A 14,690-nucleotide genomic window follows, 5' to 3' on the forward strand; every position below is an offset into this window, starting at 1 on the left:
CATGACAAACTCCCAAGCCGACGCCCGATCGGACCCCCAGGCGGACGATGCCGGCGCGATGCTGCGCGAGACCGCCGACCGCCTGCTCGCCGATCGCCTGACCCCGCAGATCCGCGCTCGAGGAGCCGCGGGCGAGTGGCCCGGGGACCTGTGGGCGGCCCTCGACGAGCTCGGCCTGCCGGCCGCGATCCTGCCGGAGGCGGCCGGCGGGTTCGGGGTGCCGGTCGCCGACGCCCTGTCGCTCCTGACGGTTGCTGGCCGCCACGCCCTGCCGCTGCCGCTCGCCGACACGATGCTGGCCGGCCTCGCTCTGGCCCGTGCCGGCATCGCGATTCCGCCCGGGCCGCTCGCCGTGGCGCAGGGGTCGGAGGTCCGGCTCGATGCCGCCGGCCGCGCGACCGGGCAGGCCTGGGGCGTTTCGTTCGGCCGCCACGCCCGGGCGGTCGTCGTCCTTGCCGACGGCCCCGATGGGCCGGTCCTCGTCGCGCTGCCGCGGGACGCGCTCGCGATCGAGCCCGGCTTAGACATCGCCGGCGATCCGTGCGACGCCGTGCGCGTCGAGGCCGTGCCGGCGCCGAGCGCCCCGGCGCCGTTCGGTGCGGCCGAGTTGCGGGCGGCGGGCGCCGCCACCCGCGCCCTGATGATGGCGGGCGCGCTCGACGCCGTCAGCGCCATGACGGTGGGCTATGCCAACGAGCGCCGGCAGTTCGGCCGCGCCATCGGCCAGTTCCAGGCGGTGCAGCAGAGCCTCGCCGTGCTCGCCGGCCAGGCGGCCTCGGCGGCGGTGGCCGCCGGCCTCGCGGCGGAGGCGGTGGCGGCATGGGCGGGGGCATCGGGGCCGGGCCTGCTGCCGGCGGTTGCCGCCGCCAAGGTCCGCACGGGCGAGGCGGCGGGCCAGGGCACGGCCATCGCCCACCAGGTCCACGGTGCGATCGGGTTCACGCAGGAGCACCGGCTCCACCGCTATACGGGCCGGCTCCGGGCCTGGCGCGACGCGTTCGGACGCGAGGCCGAGTGGGCGCAGGTGCTCGGCCGCCACCTGATCGCCGCCGGCCCGGACGGGCTGTGGCCGGCGATCACGGCCGCCTGAGGGTTCTGTCGATGTCCCAATTCACCATGTCTCAATTCGCCTTCCCGCCGCCGCCGCCCTCCCCCGCGGCGGACGCCTTCCGGGCCGAGATCCGGGACTTCCTGGCGGCCGAGGTCGAGCACCGCCCGGCACTCGACCGGGCTCAGAGCTGGAACGGCCTCGACCCCGCCTTCTCGCGCAAGCTCGGGGCACGGGGCTGGCTCGGGCTCACCTGGCCGAAACGGTATGGCGGGCAGGAGCGCTCGGGCCTCGAACGCTACGTGCTTCTGGAAGAGCTGCTCGCGGCCGGCGCGCCGGTCGGGGCGCACTGGATCGCCGAGCGCCAGAGCGGCCCGAGCCTGCTGCGCTACGGCACCGAGGCGCAGAAGGCCGCGATCCTGCCGCGGATCGCCGCCGGCGAGTGCTTCTTCTGCATCGGCATGAGCGAGCCCGATTCCGGCTCCGATCTCGCCTCGGTCCGCACCAGGGCGGAGCGCGAGGGGGACGGCTGGCGGGTCAACGGCACCAAGCTGTGGACCACCAACGCCACCCACTGCCACCTCATGATCCTGTTCTGCCGCACCGGCCCGCTCGACCGCGAGCACCGCCACGCCGGCACGAGCCAGTTCCTGGTCGACCTCACGCTGCCGGGCATCACCATCCGGCCGGTGCGCAACCTCGTCGGCGAGCATCATTTCAACGAGGTGGTATTCGAGGACGTCCGCTTGCCCGGGGACGCGCTCCTCGGGCGCGAGGGCGAGGGCTGGGCCCAGGTCACCGGCGAGCTCGCCTACGAGCGCAGCGGGCCGGAGCGTTTCCTGTCGTCGTTCCGGCTCCTCGTCGAGCTGGTGCGGGTGCTCCGGCCGGCGGCCGATGCGCGGGCCGAGATCGCGCTCGGACGCCTCGGGGCCGAGATCATCACGCTCCGGCGCATGTCGCGCTCGGTCGCGGGCCTGCTCCAGGCCGGGGCCGACCCGGCGCTCGAGGCCGCGATGGTCAAGGATCTCGGCGCGCTGGTCGAGCAGGCGATCCCCGAGATCGCCCGCGACCTCGTCGCCGACGGGCCGCCGACGCCGCAGGCCCGGGCCTTCGCGGAGGTGCTCGCCTATACGACGCTGCACGCGCCGTCCTTCTCGCTGCGCGGCGGCACCCGCGAGATCCTGCGCGGCATCATCGCCCGCGGCCTCGGGCTCAGATGACCGGAGAACAACCATGACCGACGCGGTGCTCTACGAGCAGAATGGCGGCATCGTCACCCTGACGCTCAACCGGCCGGAGACGCGCAACCCGATCTCCGAGCGCGACGTGGTCGACGGCCTCGTCGCGTCCCTCGGCCGGATCGGCGCCGATCCGACGGTCCGGGTCGCGATCCTGACGGGAGCCGGCAGCGCCTTCTCGTCGGGCGGCGACCTGCGGGCGATGCAGACCGCCCTGGAGGAGCGCGCCCGGGATCCGAGCGCCACGATCGCCTACTACATGCAGGGAATCCAGCGGATCCCGCTCGCGTTCGAGGCCCTCGACGTGCCGGTGATCGCCGCCGTCAACGGCCCGGCGATCGGCGCGGGCACGGACCTCGCCTGCATGTGCGACCTGCGCATCGCCGCCGACACGGCGCGCTTCGCCGAGAGCTTCGTCAAGATCGGCATCATCCCGGGCGACGGCGGCGCCTGGCTCCTGCCGCGGATCGTCGGCTGGTCGAAGGCCTGCGAGATGGCGCTGACCGGCGATGCGATCTCGGCCGCGGAGGCGCTGGCCTGCGGGCTGGTCTCGCAGGTGGTGCCGGCGGGCGAATTGGCGGCGGCGAGCCGGCGGCTCGCCGAGCGCATCGCCGTCAACCCGCCCCAGGCGGTGCGGGCGACGAAGCGCCTCCTGCGCGAGGGCCGCTTCTCCAGCCTGCCGACGCTGCTCCAGCTCTCCGCCACGGCCCAGGCGATCGCCCACACGACGGAGGAGCACCGGGAGGCGCTGGCCCGGGCCCTGGCGCGGCCGTCGAAGGGGTAGGAACCAACCTCGAACGGTGCCGTGCGAAGGGCGGCAGGGGGTGAGCGGCAGGCGTCGCCGGATCCGGGCCGTGCAGTCCCCGGCGATGTCCCCGCCGCTTCATCCCCCGCATTCTGAAGTTCTTGTGGGAGTTGCATTTTTACAGCAGGCAGGTCGGCCGGCATCGTCTCTAAGCAGGGAGTCCGAACCACTTCACGCCTGAGGCCGTCGCGCGATCATGACCGGAAGCATCCAGCCCATCCGACGCAAGTCGGCCGCGGCGGTCGCCCTGCTTGCCCTTTCGGGTCCGGCGCCGGTTCAGGCGCAGCCGGGCGGCACGCCCGGGACGCACCGGGATGGCACGCGTGAGGGCGGCCAGGACAAGGCGGAGAAGTCCGGCAAGGGGAACGGCGAGAAGGATGTCGATACCGAGCACCTGTTCGGCTTCACGGAAGGCGCCGATGCCGGCGAGAAGGGGGAGCAGGAGGCGGTGGTCGATACCGTCACGCGCATCGGCAAGCGCAGAGACGGCCCCGGCTCATCGACGTTCCGCGTGCTCGACACCCGGTTCGCCTACCAGTTCAATCCCATCGACAAGCTGAGCGTCGAGCTCAGCGCCTTCGGCATGCTGCGGCGGCAGCGCAACATCCTGGATCTGGACGACAAGTCCTACGGCACCTTCGACGGCGTCTCCATGGAGGTGAAGTACCAGTTCCTCAAAGGCTCGAAGGAGCAGCCGCTTGGGCTCGCCCTGGAGGTTCGCCCCCGTTTCACGCGCATCCTGCCGGTGGAGGGCAACGGCGCCGACATCTTCGACATCGAGAGCCTGCTCCAGCTCGACGTTCAGGTGGTCCCGGACAAGCTCTGGTACGGCAGCAACATCAGCTTCGAGCCCGCCGCCGGTCGCCAGCGGGGTGGCGGTCCCGGCTACCGCTCCTCGACATTCCTGTGGTCGAACGCGCTCGTGGGGCGGGTCGGGGAGAACACCTATTTCGGTCCGGAAGTCCGCTACCTGCGCGGCTACGACGGAACCTTCCTGAACAAGCTGGAGAGCGTCGCGCTCACCGTAGGCCCCGCGCTGCATCACAGGTTCACCGAGAAGATCTGGCTGACCGCCGCCTATGCGGGGCAGGTCTGGGGCCGCGACGCCGATCCGTCCCTGATCGGCCGCGCCCTCGGGCTGAACCAGTTCGAGCGGCACAACGTCCGGGTCAAGTTCGGCATGGAGTTCTGACCGACGGTCGCACTCATCGTTCGGCGCCCGCCCAAGTCACGAGGCCGTCGGGCGGAATCTTCGGATGGCCTGTCGCGCGCCTAAGGTCGACACCCAATCAGTTCGACCGTGCAAAGGGCCTTTGAGGGTGGTTTCCCGCCTGTCGGCTTGGACGCCTAGGAAGAGTGGATCTCGGAATGAGAGTTTTGTTCTTGACCCATCCCGAGGTCACGATCGACCCGGCCGTGCCGGTGACCGACTGGGGGCTTTCGGCACGAGGTCGTGAGCGCATGGCGGCCTTCTGCGCACGACCCGAGGCAACGAGCATCGGCCGTATCTTCGTCAGCGATGAGCGCAAGGCGCGAGACGGAGCCGATATGCTGCACGCGCGACGTGGGTGTCCTGTCACGACCAATTCGCGCCTCGGCGAGAACGACCGCTCGGCCACCGGCTACGTTGCGCCGCCTCGCTTCTGGGAGATTGTGGATCGATTCTTCGCCGAGCCGGAGACGAGCGTTTTAGGTTGGGAGCGAGCGGTGGACGCGCAGGAGCGTATCAAGGCAGCGGTGCGGGACTGTATCGCCACCCATGGCGACGGTGCCGGTGACCTGTGCATCGTTTCGCATGGAGGGGTCGGCACGCTGCTTCTGTGTGACCTGCTGGGCGAGCCCATCTCACGGGACCATGGTCAGCCGATAGCAGGGGGCGGCTGTTTCTTCGCATTCGACGGCGCGACATGGATGCTGGAGCATGGTTGGCGCGACATCGTGCCATGATCACGTGGCCACAATGGAGAGTGCCAGGGTTCTCATTGCATGTCTCGAACGCCGCCGTTCGCACGGTCAAGCTGACCGGGTTTTGACCCTCGATCATTTTCCGACGAGGCAGATACTGGTTCGTCGTAGAAACGCGGCAAAATCGAAGATCTAGAGCAGCGCTCGATTGCATCGCGATCGGGCGCTGCTCTAGCCAATTCGATCGTCGCCCCGACGGGCATCATCCGAATGCGTCGCGAACGGACGATGCCCGAGTTTTGGATCGCGCCGCATCCCCGGTAACGTCACGATATTCCAAGCAGATCTTGCACAGGCGGCTGCCGGTTTTGCAATAAAAATCTGCGGTTACAAGAACCCAAGCGGATGAAGCGTCGGCCTGCCGATGCTTCATCCGCTTAGGCCGAGAGCGCCTCGCCCCGCGTCTCGGGCGTGGCCAGCATCGTGGCGACGCCGACGAGGCTCGTCGCGATGACGTACCAGGCGGGCGCGAGGGGATCGCCGGTGACGCCGATCAGCCAGGTGACGACGAGCTGCGTCGTGCCGCCGAACACGGTGACGACGAAGGCGTAGGCCACCGACAGGCCGGCGCTGCGCACGCTGCGCGGCAGAAGTTCGGGGATCGCCACCAGGCTCGCCGCGCCGCTCATCGCGCCGAGCGTCGCGATCAGGGCCGAGACGCCGAGCAGGGTGGCGGGGCCGGGATGCTGCGTCATCACCAAGAAGGCCGGGTAGGCGGAAAACAGCAGCAGGACCCGCGGCACGATCATCACCAGCCGCCGGCCGTAGGCGTCGGCGAGGCGCCCGGCCAGCAGCGAGAAGACGAGGACGCACACCCCGACCACCGCCGTCGCGGCGATCGACAGGCTCGCCGGCAGCTTCAGCGTGGTGATCGCGTAGGTGGTCATGTAGTTGCCGACATAGGTCGAGACCGTGCCGCAGAGCAGGATCGGCACCATCAGCGCCAGCGTGCCGCCGTGGTCGCGCAGCAGCCGGGAGAGCACCGCGCCGGTGGTGGCCTCCGCCTGACCGGCGCACTCGCCGGCGGTCTCCGGCATGGCGCGGCGGATGTAGAACCCGACCGGGATGATGAGGAGGCCGATGAGGAACGGGACGCGCCAGCCCCAGTCCTGCATCTGTTCAGGAGTCAGCGCCAGGGACAGGGCGAGGCCGATGGTGCCGGCTGCGAGGGTCGCGATGCCCTGGCTCGCCAGCTGCCAGCTGGCATAGAGGCCGCGCTTGACGGGTGGCGCGCTCTCGATGAGGTAGGCCGTCGAGGGGCCGACCTCGCCGCCGAGCGCGAATCCCTGGATCAGGCGCCCGATCACGATCAGGATCGGGGCGGCGATGCCGATCGTGGCAAAGCCGGGCGTCAGCGCCAGCATCAGCATGCCGACCGCCATCAGGCCGATGGTGAGCATCATGGCGGGCTTGCGCCCGGCGCGGTCGGCATAGGCGCCGATGAACACGCCGCCGATCGGCCGGGTGACGAAGCCGACCCCGAAGGTCGCCACCGAGGCGAGCAGGCTGAGCCAGGCGTCGCCGGCCGGGAAGAAGGTGCGGCCGATCGTGACGGCGAAGAAGGCGTAGGTGGTGAAGTCGTAGAATTCGAGGGTGTTGCCGACCACCGCGGCGGCGACGCCGCGCCGGCGCGCGGCGTCGTCCGGGGCGGGGAGCGCGGCATGCCGCAGGCCGGCATCGGGCAGCGGCGCGGGTCCGGCCGTGGTCACGGCCGTCTCGATGGCTGTATTCATGGCGTTCCTCCGGCCGCGTCGCGGCTCTATATTTTGTAAATCAGGTCTTTATTTCCCGATGTTGTCTCGATCCGCGGCACGGCCCGCGATGGGCCGTGCCGCGGCCGTCTCGCGACGGAGCGGCCCGCGCCGGGCGCGCGGGATCAGGCGGCGAGCCGGCGCCCCTCGACCGGGAGGCCGCCCTCGACCGCGTCGGCGGCGATCTGCGCCGTCGCGGCCGACAGGGTCCAGCCGAGATGCCCGTGCCCGGTATTGTAGAAGATGCCCCGCTGCCGGCCCGGCCCCACCCGCGGCAGCATGCCGGGCATCATCGGCCGCAGGCCGCTCCAGGCCACCACCCGGTCGGTCGCCACGCGCGGGAACTGCTCCCGCGTCCAGCGCACCAGGGGCTCGATCCGGTCGTGCCGGATGTCGCGGTTGAACCCGTTGAACTCGGCGGTGCCGGCGACGCGGAACCGGTCCGGCCCGAGGCGGCTCGTCACGATCTTCGTCGCGTCGTCCAGGATGCTGACCTGCGGCGCCGCCTCCTGGCTCTCGGGCGTGTGCAGCTGCACGGTGATCGAGTAGCCCTTCACGGGATAGATGTTCAGGCGGTCGCCGAGCGCGGCGGCGAGATCGCGGCTGGCGCAGCCGGCGCAAATCACCACCCCGTCGACGTCGAGCAGCTCCGGCCGGGGGATCGCCGCGGCGCCGTCGTCGCGCGCCGCCGGCCGCCAGCGGAGGCGCCAGCCCCCGCCCGCCGGCTCGATCGCCTCGATCGCGGCGTCGTAGCGGAACCGCACGCCGCGCCGGGCGCAGGCCTCGGCGAGGCCGCGGGTGAACTTGTGGATGTCGCCGGTCGAATCCGAGGGCGTGAAGAAGCCGCCGTGATACGAGCCCTGCAGGGTCGGCTCGATCCGCCGGATCTCCTCGGGCGTGACCGCATCGCGGGCGAGCCCGCCCTTGCGCAGCAGGGCGTTGACCGCGAGCGCCTTCTCGAACCCGGGCCGGTCCCGGTAGAAGTGCAGGATGCCGCGCTGCTCCAGGTTGAAGTCGATGTTCTCCCGCTCGGCCATGGCGAACATCTGCTCGCGGGCGGCGAGCGCCAGGCGCACCGTCTCGACCGTGTTGGCCTCGTAATGCCGGATCTGGCCGATGAACTCGGCCATCCAGGAATACTTGTGCCAGCTCGGCTTCGGGTTGACGAGCAGCGGCGCGTCGCGCCGCATCATCCACTTGAGGCCCTGGAGGATGGTCGCCGTCTTGTTCCAGACCTCGGCGTTGCTGACCGAGAGCTGGCCGCCATTGGCGAACGAGGTCTCCATGCCGGCGTAGCGGTGGCGGTCGAGGACCGTCACGTCGTAGCCGCGCTGCATGAGCGCATAGGCGGTGGTCACGCCGGTGATGCCGGCGCCGATGACGGCAATGTGGGACATGGATCAGGCTTTCCGTGAACGAGGGCGACCGAAGGCGGGGTGACCCCGCCCATGCGCCCCCTCTGTCACGGTACCTGAGAGCGTCATCCGCCCGCTGGCGCAGGCAGACATCCCCTTCGGTGGACGGCCTGTTTCAGCCGCCTCTCTCCAGAGCGTCCTGACGATACGGTCCGTTTGCCTGAGAGTTTCCGGGGCGGTTGCTCCGTCGGCGTCGGGGTAGCGCGAAGCCCCCCGATCTCTCCCGCATCGTCGTCGTGGACGTCGATACCCGTATCCGCACCGACCGCATCCGTCAAGCTTCGTTTGAAGAAAGATCCGATTCAGGGATGGATCAATGAAGAACAATACAGACTCCCGACCGGCGAGATCAGCTTATCGATCAACGCAAGCTGAAAATCCCGTGCCTTGGGGCAGGACGGGCACATCATCGACCGGACGACGACGGCAATGGCCACCACCGGGACAGGCCTGTCCGGCAATCCGGCGTGCAATGCCGTCCGGGTGCAGTCTGGATGGCCGGCCCGCCGCCGTCCAAGACCGATCGGGAACGATACCATTCCTGCGAGGAATGAATCCGCCAGGAGTCACGCCTGCGCGGCGCTTCCCGCTCCCCGGCTGCGCAAATATCGGGCAGGCCGGCGGAGGCTCGGCCCCGCGGACGCATCGTCGCTCCCGTGCGATCGCCCCGGATCCCCTGCCGCAACGGTTGCCAGGCGGTCCCGCGCAGCCGAACCCGGAATCCATCGGCGGGAACGCGCCGGAATGAGGCGGAAAGCGGTGCGGATTGCCTGATTTTTTCTCAGGCCGGGACCTGCCCAACGATTGACATCCGATCCGGAATGGCGACGATATGTCTAATCATAATCCCGATCGGCGACCGTCAGCCGCCCCGTTTACTCCGTCCTGCCTTGATCCGCCGGCTTATCTCTTGGGAGACCTGCATGAACAAGCGTTTCTTCGTACAGATCACCCTCGGGCTCGGCCTGGCGATGACCCTGCCGGGGATGGCGCACGCTCAGGACGCCCTGGCGCGCGTCAAGGCGGCGGGTACCCTGAAGGTCGGGACCGAGACGGCGTTCGCGCCGTTCGATTTCATCGACGCCGCCGGTGAGCATGCCGGCTTCAACGTCGATACCTTCGCGGAAGTCGGCAAGGAACTCGGCGTCAAGATCCAGTGGGTCGAGCTGCCCTGGGACGGCGTGCTGCCGGCGCTCGAGGCCGGGCAGTTCAACATGGTGGCGGGGCCCGCCACCATCACCAAGGCGCGGATGGAGCGCTACCGGTTCCTGTCGCCGGTCGCCGAGGCGACCGTCGCCGTCCTGCGGCGCGCGAAGGACGACACGATCAAGGCGCCCCAGGACATCGCCGGCAAGACCGTCGGCGCCGGCAAGGCGACGGCGCAGCTCGCCCAGCTGAAGACCTACAGCGCGACGCTGCCCAAGCCGGTCGAGACGCGCGAATATCCCGGCTTCAACGAGGCCTATGCCGATCTGGCGGCGGGGCGCATCGCCGCCGTGGCGAACTCGCTGCCGAACATCGCCTACGTCGCCTCGAAGCAGCCGAACGTCTTCGCGGTCGTCAAGCCGCCCTTCGGCCAGAAGAGCTATTTCGGCTATATCGGCACCAAGAAGCCGGACGATCAGCCGCTGCTCGACGCCGTGCAGGCGGCGCTGGTGAAGATCAAGGCCGACGGCCGCATGAAGAAGCTGCAGGAGAAGTGGTTCGGCACCGCCTTCGACACGCCGGACGTGGCGCCGGAGCCGAGCTTCTGACGCGGCCGCGACCGTGAGAGCGCGATGACCGTCCGGCTGTTCGAACTGATGCTGAAGGCGGCCGGGTACACGGTCGTCATCAGCGTCGCGTCGATCGCGATCGGCCTCCTGATCGGCATCCTGGTCTGCGCGGCCAAGCTCTCGCCGCGGCCGTGGCTGCGCTGGCCGGCGAGCCTGTTCGTGAGCTTCTTCCGCGGCGTGCCGCTCCTCGTCCAGCTCCTGCTGATCTACAACCTGCTGCCGGCGATCGGCATCGCGGTGCCGAGCGTCGTGGCGGCGCTGATCGGCCTGTCGCTCTGCACCGCCGCCTACCAGGCCGAGAACCTGCGCGGCGGCTTCCTCAGCGTGCCGCGCGGCCTGCTCGAGGCTGCCGACATGGCGGGCCTGTCGCCCTGGCAGCATTTCCGCCGCATCCGCGCCCCGATCGCCCTGCGTCTCACCGTCCCGGCTCTCGTCAACGAGGCGATCCTGATCCTGAAGGCGTCGTCGCTGATCTCGGTGGTCGGGGTCATCGAGCTGACGCGCACGGCACAGAACCTCGCCGCCTCGACCTACGAGCCGCTGCTCTTCTACTCGGTCGCCGGCGGCCTGTACCTGGCGATCAACTGGGTCGTGGCGGCCGGCGGCAGCCTGGCCGAGCGCGCGCTACGCCGGGGGCGGCTCGCATGAGCTTCGACGGATCGGTCATCCTCGCGGCGCTGCCGGCGATCCTGTCCGGGCTCAAGGTCACGCTCGGCATCTGGGTGGCGGCGACCGCCCTGGGCATCGCGCTCGGCTTCGTCGTCGCGGCGTTCCGGCATTTCGGGCCGCGGCCGCTCGGCCTCGCCTTGCGGCTCGCCGTCGAGGTGCTGCGGGGCACGCCCTTCCTGATCCAGATCTTCCTGCTCTATTTCGGCGGTCCCTTCATCGGGCTCAGCCTCGATCCGGTGCCGGCCGGTCTCCTGGGCCTGAGCCTCTACGCCGCGGCCTACTTCTCCGAGATCTTCCGGGCGGGCTTTCTCGCCGTGCCGCGGGGCCATGTCGAGGCGGCGCAATGCGTGGGCTTGAGCCAGGCCCAGATCGTCCGGCGCATCCTCATCCCCGAGATGACCATGCTGGTCCTGCCGCAATGCGTGAACATGGCGGTGATCCTGGTCAAGGAGACGGCCGTCCTGTCGATCATCGCGGTGCCCGAGGCGACGGCGGTCATCAGCGCGCTGGGCTCGCAGCAATACGCCTTCGTGGAATCGCTCTTCCTGCTCGCCGTCATCTACTGGGGCTTGGTCGAGGCCTGCGGCCGGGCCGGCCGGGCGCTCGAAACCCGGCTCTCGAAGTTCAGGTTCGCATGACGCTCCCCGCCCCCGCCATCGCCATCCGCCGCCTGTCGAAGAGCTACGGCCGAACCGAGGTCCTGCACGGCATCGACCTCGAGATCGCCCGCGGCGCGACCACCTGCCTGATCGGCCCGTCGGGATCGGGCAAGTCGACCCTGCTGCGCTGCATCGCGTTCCTGGAGGAGGCGACGAGCGGCACCATCCTGATCGACGGCCAGCCGCTCGGCTTCGAGGAGCAGGCGGCCGGACGGCGCGTCCGCCTCCCGCCGCAGCGCATCCGCAAGGTGCGGTCGGGCATCGGCATGGTGTTCCAGCAGTTCAACCTGTGGCCGCACATGACGGCGCTCGGCAACGTCACCGAGGCGCTGGTCACCGTGAAGGGCCTGTCGCGCCAGGAGGCCGATGCCCGCGGCATGGCGCAGCTGCGCCGCGTCGGGCTCGAGGCGCGGGCCCGGCACTACCCGTCCGAATTGTCCGGCGGCCAGCAGCAGCGCGTCGCGATCGCCCGCGCTCTCGCGCTCGAGCCGGAGATCCTGCTGTTCGACGAGCCGACCGCCTCGCTCGATCCCGAGCTGACCGGCGAGGTGCTGAACGTGATGCGCGATCTCGGCGGCGAGGGCATGACGATGGTGGTCGTCACGCACGAGATCGGATTCGCCGCGACCGTCGGCCAGCGCATCGTCTTCCTGGATCACGGGCGCGTCCTCCTGAACGGCACGCCGGCCGAGCTGTTCGCCGCGCCGCGCCATCCGCGCCTGACCCAGTTCCTCGAAACCTACCTCGACCGCGGGGCGGCCATGTTGCTGAAGCCCGCGTGAGCGCCCCCGCCCAACCCGGTTCCCCTCCGGCCGGCCTCCGCAAGGGGGCGACCCGGCACGACCACATTGTCGAGGACATCCGGTCGTTCATCGTCGACGGGCGCTGGCCGCCGGGTTTCCAGCTCCCGGTCGAGACCGACCTCGCCGAGCGCTACGGCGTGTCGCGCATGACCATGAACAAGGCGCTCGGCCAGCTGGCGCGCGAGGGCTTCCTCGTCCGGCGCAAGAAGAGCGGCACGCAGGTCGCGCAGCCGCGCGCCGAATCCGCCGTGGTGGCGATCGCCGACATCCGCGACGAGGTGCGCCGCTCGGGCCGGGCCCACCGCTTCCACCTGCTCGCGCGCCGCGCCCGGCCGGGCCGGGAGGAGGACGCGCTGCTCCTCGGCGACGCGCCCGGGAGCAGGGAGGTGCTGTGGCTGCAGGGCTTGCACCTGGCGGACGACCACCCGTTCTGCTTCGAGACCCGCCTCATCAATCCCGACGCCGCCGAGGGCGCGAAGGAGCAGGATTTCGCCGACCTCGCGCCCGGCGCCTGGCTGCTCGGGGCCGTGCCCTGGAGCGTGGCGAGCCACCGCGTCCGGGCGGTGAACGCGACCGCGGCCGAGGCCAAGCTGCTCGAGCTCGAGGTCGGCGAGGCCTGCCTGGAAATCGTCCGGCGCACCCAGGCCGCCGGGGACTGGGTCACCGGCGTCCGGCTGCTCTATCCCGGCAGCGAGCACCAGCTCGTGGCGAATTTCGGCCCGGATGCCGGCGGCGGACCCTCCCGGGGGTGAAACCCGCCCGTCCGGCTCCCTTGGCCCGGCGCGCGGCGCCGAGTCGTCGGCCGCGCCGACCGGCTGCGGCCGCCCCGCGACCAGGCCCTCGGCGGCATCCGAGCCGGCGGCAAGAGTCGGCCACGGCCGTCCCGAAGCCCGGCATCGCCGCCCACTTCCTGGTTCGCTGACGGGTTCTCGCCGGCCTTTCCCCCGCCCCGGACGACTGGAACGAAGCGGAAGGCGGTCCGGGATCCAGCATACAGAAGCCGCTTCGCGGCACGTCTCCCCTGGATCCCGGCGCCCTTTGGCGGCCCCGGGATGAGGACGGGTGAAAAATCCGCTCAGCCGAAGACCCGGCTCAGCGCAGCGTCGATCGCCTCGACGATCCGGTCGATGTCGTCCGGGGTCGCGATCAGCGCCGGGCTCAGGCAGAGGGTGTTGTTGAACCCGTCGAGCGAGCGGTTGGTGGCGCCGATGATGACGCCGTTCGCCATGCAGTCGGCGACCACGGCCTGGACGCGGCGCTCGTCCATCGGCTCCTTCGTCGACCGGTCGGCGACGAGTTCCGCGCCGCAGAACAGGCCCTTGCCGCGCACGTCGCCGATGACGGCGTGGCGCCCGGCGAGGTCGTGGAGTCCCGCCATCAGCCGCTCGCCCATCGCCGCCGTGTTCTCGAGCAGGGCCTCGTCCTCGATGATCCGCATGTTCTCGAGCGCCGCGGCCGGGCCGGCGACGCAGCCGCCGAAGGTCGAGATGTCGCGAAAATAGGACATCGGGTCGGACGGATCGTCCTTGAACAGCGAGAACACCGCCTCCGTCGTCGTCGTACAGGCGATCGCCGCGTAGCCCGAGGCCACGCCCTTCGCCATGGTGACGAAATCGGGCTGCACGCCGTAATTCTGGTAGCCGAACCACGCGCCGGTGCGGCCCATGCCGCAGACCACCTCATCGATGTGGATCAGGATTCCATGCCGGCGGCAGATGTCCTGCACCTTCTCCCAGTAGCCCGCGGGCGGGGGAATGACGCCGCCGCCGGCGGTGACGGGTTCGAGGCAGATCGCCCCGATGCTGTCGGGCCCCTCGCGCAGGATCACCGCCTCGATCGCGTCGGCGGCCCTCTCGCCGTAATTCTCCACCTGTCCCCACTGGCTGCGATATTCGAGGCAGTGGGGCACCGCCACGAAGCCGTCGGGGAACGGGCCGTAATGGGCGCGCCGCTGGTCCTGGCCGGCCGCCGCCAGCGCCCCGATCGTGGTGCCGTGATAGTCGCGCTCGCGGTAGAGGATCTTCCACTTGCGTCCGCCATGGTGCCGGTGCGCGATCTGGCGCACCATCTTGAACACCTTCTCGTTCGCCTCCGACCCCGAGTTGGAATAGTAGACCCGGGTCATGCCCGGCATCTTGGCGATCAGCCGCTCGGAGAACAGGGCCGCCGGGATCGAGCCGGCCGAGCCCGCGAAGTAATTGAGCTTGACCAGCTGGTCGCGCACCGCGTCGGCGATGCTGGTGCGGCCGTAGCCGACATTGACGGTCCAGACGCCGCCGGAGACCGCATCGAGGTAGTCGCGGCCGGTCGCGTCCCAGACGCGCATCCCCTTCCCCTCGACCATCACCCGCGGATCGGCGGTCTCGTAGCCTTTGTGCTGCGAGAGGTGATGCCAGACATGGGCCCGGTCGGCCTCGATGACGTGGCGCAGGTCGTTGGTGCGGTGCATGTCGTTCATCGGGCGCCTCTGGCAACGGGCAGGACCGTCGCATTGTATCTGGTCGGGGCGCCGGGCGCTGCCCTCGCCGCGCACCGGACGGGCGCGGCGCGAGCGTCCGCGGG

The 14,690-nt window shown here is 70.3% G+C and carries 13 protein-coding genes and 2 riboswitches; of the genes, 10 read left to right on the forward strand and 3 right to left on the reverse strand.

Annotated elements, in window-relative coordinates; all coding sequences use genetic code 11:
* Position 1 precedes the first annotated feature (1 nt).
* The 5 genes from G4G93_RS09870 (at position 2) to G4G93_RS09890 (ending at position 5,038) form a co-directional block, all read left to right on the forward strand.
* Positions 2-1,090, forward strand: a complete 1,089-nt coding sequence (locus tag G4G93_RS09870) for an acyl-CoA dehydrogenase family protein (RefSeq protein ID WP_165083591.1) — start codon at positions 2-4, stop codon at positions 1,088-1,090.
* Between the two features lie 26 nt (positions 1,091-1,116).
* Positions 1,117-2,268 carry an acyl-CoA dehydrogenase family protein gene (locus tag G4G93_RS09875; RefSeq protein ID WP_165083754.1) on the forward strand — a complete coding sequence of 384 codons (1,152 nt, stop codon included), beginning with the start codon at positions 1,117-1,119 and terminating at the stop codon, positions 2,266-2,268.
* A 13-nt stretch (positions 2,269-2,281) separates the two neighbouring features.
* Entirely contained in the window at positions 2,282-3,070 is a 789-nt protein-coding gene (locus G4G93_RS09880) for a crotonase/enoyl-CoA hydratase family protein (protein ID WP_165083593.1), read from the forward strand.
* Positions 3,071-3,287: 217 nt separating this feature from the next.
* The gene (locus G4G93_RS09885; RefSeq protein ID WP_165083595.1) at positions 3,288-4,283 is read left to right on the forward strand and encodes a hypothetical protein; all 996 of its coding nucleotides are present in this window, start codon (positions 3,288-3,290) and stop codon (positions 4,281-4,283) included.
* 191 nt (positions 4,284-4,474) lie between these two features.
* The gene (locus G4G93_RS09890; protein ID WP_246736647.1) at positions 4,475-5,038 is read left to right on the forward strand and encodes a histidine phosphatase family protein; all 564 of its coding nucleotides are present in this window, start codon (positions 4,475-4,477) and stop codon (positions 5,036-5,038) included.
* A gap of 395 nt (positions 5,039-5,433) precedes the next feature.
* On the opposite strand, the gene G4G93_RS09895 is transcribed toward G4G93_RS09890, so the two are convergent.
* Both G4G93_RS09895 and G4G93_RS09900 read right to left on the reverse strand, forming a co-directional pair.
* The gene (locus G4G93_RS09895) at positions 5,434-6,789 is read right to left on the reverse strand and encodes an MFS transporter (protein ID WP_165083599.1); all 1,356 of its coding nucleotides are present in this window, start codon (positions 6,787-6,789) and stop codon (positions 5,434-5,436) included.
* Positions 6,790-6,932: 143 nt separating this feature from the next.
* Positions 6,933-8,204, reverse strand: a complete 1,272-nt coding sequence (locus G4G93_RS09900; protein WP_165083601.1) for a D-amino acid dehydrogenase — start codon at positions 8,202-8,204, stop codon at positions 6,933-6,935.
* A 60-nt stretch (positions 8,205-8,264) separates the two neighbouring features.
* Positions 8,265-8,357: riboswitch (glycine riboswitch) on the reverse strand.
* A 3-nt stretch (positions 8,358-8,360) separates the two neighbouring features.
* Positions 8,361-8,458, reverse strand: a riboswitch (glycine riboswitch).
* Between the two features lie 735 nt (positions 8,459-9,193).
* Between G4G93_RS09900 and G4G93_RS09905 the strand changes: the two genes are divergently transcribed.
* From G4G93_RS09905 to G4G93_RS09925, 5 genes are read left to right on the forward strand one after another with little or no spacing between them, the layout of a single operon-like run.
* Positions 9,194-9,976 carry a transporter substrate-binding domain-containing protein gene (locus G4G93_RS09905; protein ID WP_246736672.1) on the forward strand — a complete coding sequence of 261 codons (783 nt, stop codon included), beginning with the start codon at positions 9,194-9,196 and terminating at the stop codon, positions 9,974-9,976.
* A 24-nt stretch (positions 9,977-10,000) separates the two neighbouring features.
* The gene (locus G4G93_RS09910) at positions 10,001-10,645 is read left to right on the forward strand and encodes an amino acid ABC transporter permease (protein ID WP_165083605.1); all 645 of its coding nucleotides are present in this window, start codon (positions 10,001-10,003) and stop codon (positions 10,643-10,645) included.
* Positions 10,642-11,304: an amino acid ABC transporter permease gene (locus tag G4G93_RS09915; protein ID WP_165083607.1), complete on the forward strand. Its 663-nt coding sequence runs from the start codon at positions 10,642-10,644 to the stop codon at positions 11,302-11,304. The genes G4G93_RS09910 and G4G93_RS09915 overlap by 4 nt, the downstream gene beginning before the upstream one ends.
* Positions 11,301-12,107 carry an amino acid ABC transporter ATP-binding protein gene (locus tag G4G93_RS09920; RefSeq protein ID WP_165083609.1) on the forward strand — a complete coding sequence of 269 codons (807 nt, stop codon included), beginning with the start codon at positions 11,301-11,303 and terminating at the stop codon, positions 12,105-12,107. The genes G4G93_RS09915 and G4G93_RS09920 overlap by 4 nt, the downstream gene beginning before the upstream one ends.
* Positions 12,104-12,880, forward strand: a complete 777-nt coding sequence (locus G4G93_RS09925; protein WP_165083611.1) for a UTRA domain-containing protein — start codon at positions 12,104-12,106, stop codon at positions 12,878-12,880. Before G4G93_RS09920 ends, G4G93_RS09925 begins: the two co-directional genes overlap by 4 nt.
* Before the next feature lie 323 nt (positions 12,881-13,203).
* On the opposite strand, the gene G4G93_RS09930 is transcribed toward G4G93_RS09925, so the two are convergent.
* Entirely contained in the window at positions 13,204-14,586 is a 1,383-nt protein-coding gene (locus tag G4G93_RS09930) for an aspartate aminotransferase family protein (protein WP_165083613.1), read from the reverse strand.
* Positions 14,587-14,690 lie beyond the last annotated feature (104 nt).

Origin of the sequence: Methylobacterium sp. DB0501, assembly GCF_011043735.1 — a bacterium.
Lineage (GTDB): Bacteria > Pseudomonadota > Alphaproteobacteria > Rhizobiales > Beijerinckiaceae > Methylobacterium > Methylobacterium alsaeris.

What these genes read in the sequence shown, in the direction of transcription:
- G4G93_RS09870 (WP_165083591.1), top strand. Translation starts at nt 2, where the DNA reads ATGACAAACTCCCAAGCCGACGCCCGATCGGACCCCCAGGCGGACGAT.
- G4G93_RS09915 (WP_165083607.1), top strand. Translation starts at nt 10,642, where the DNA reads ATGAGCTTCGACGGATCGGTCATCCTCGCGGCGCTGCCGGCGATCCTG.
- G4G93_RS09900 (WP_165083601.1), bottom strand. Translation starts at nt 8,204, where the DNA reads ATGTCCCACATTGCCGTCATCGGCGCCGGCATCACCGGCGTGACCACC.
- G4G93_RS09875 (WP_165083754.1), top strand. Translation starts at nt 1,117, where the DNA reads ATGTCTCAATTCGCCTTCCCGCCGCCGCCGCCCTCCCCCGCGGCGGAC.
- G4G93_RS09905 (WP_246736672.1), top strand. Translation starts at nt 9,194, where the DNA reads ATGACCCTGCCGGGGATGGCGCACGCTCAGGACGCCCTGGCGCGCGTC.
- G4G93_RS09910 (WP_165083605.1), top strand. Translation starts at nt 10,001, where the DNA reads ATGACCGTCCGGCTGTTCGAACTGATGCTGAAGGCGGCCGGGTACACG.
- G4G93_RS09880 (WP_165083593.1), top strand. Translation starts at nt 2,282, where the DNA reads ATGACCGACGCGGTGCTCTACGAGCAGAATGGCGGCATCGTCACCCTG.
- G4G93_RS09930 (WP_165083613.1), bottom strand. Translation starts at nt 14,586, where the DNA reads ATGAACGACATGCACCGCACCAACGACCTGCGCCACGTCATCGAGGCC.
- G4G93_RS09885 (WP_165083595.1), top strand. Translation starts at nt 3,288, where the DNA reads ATGACCGGAAGCATCCAGCCCATCCGACGCAAGTCGGCCGCGGCGGTC.
- G4G93_RS09920 (WP_165083609.1), top strand. Translation starts at nt 11,301, where the DNA reads ATGACGCTCCCCGCCCCCGCCATCGCCATCCGCCGCCTGTCGAAGAGC.
- G4G93_RS09895 (WP_165083599.1), bottom strand. Translation starts at nt 6,789, where the DNA reads ATGAATACAGCCATCGAGACGGCCGTGACCACGGCCGGACCCGCGCCG.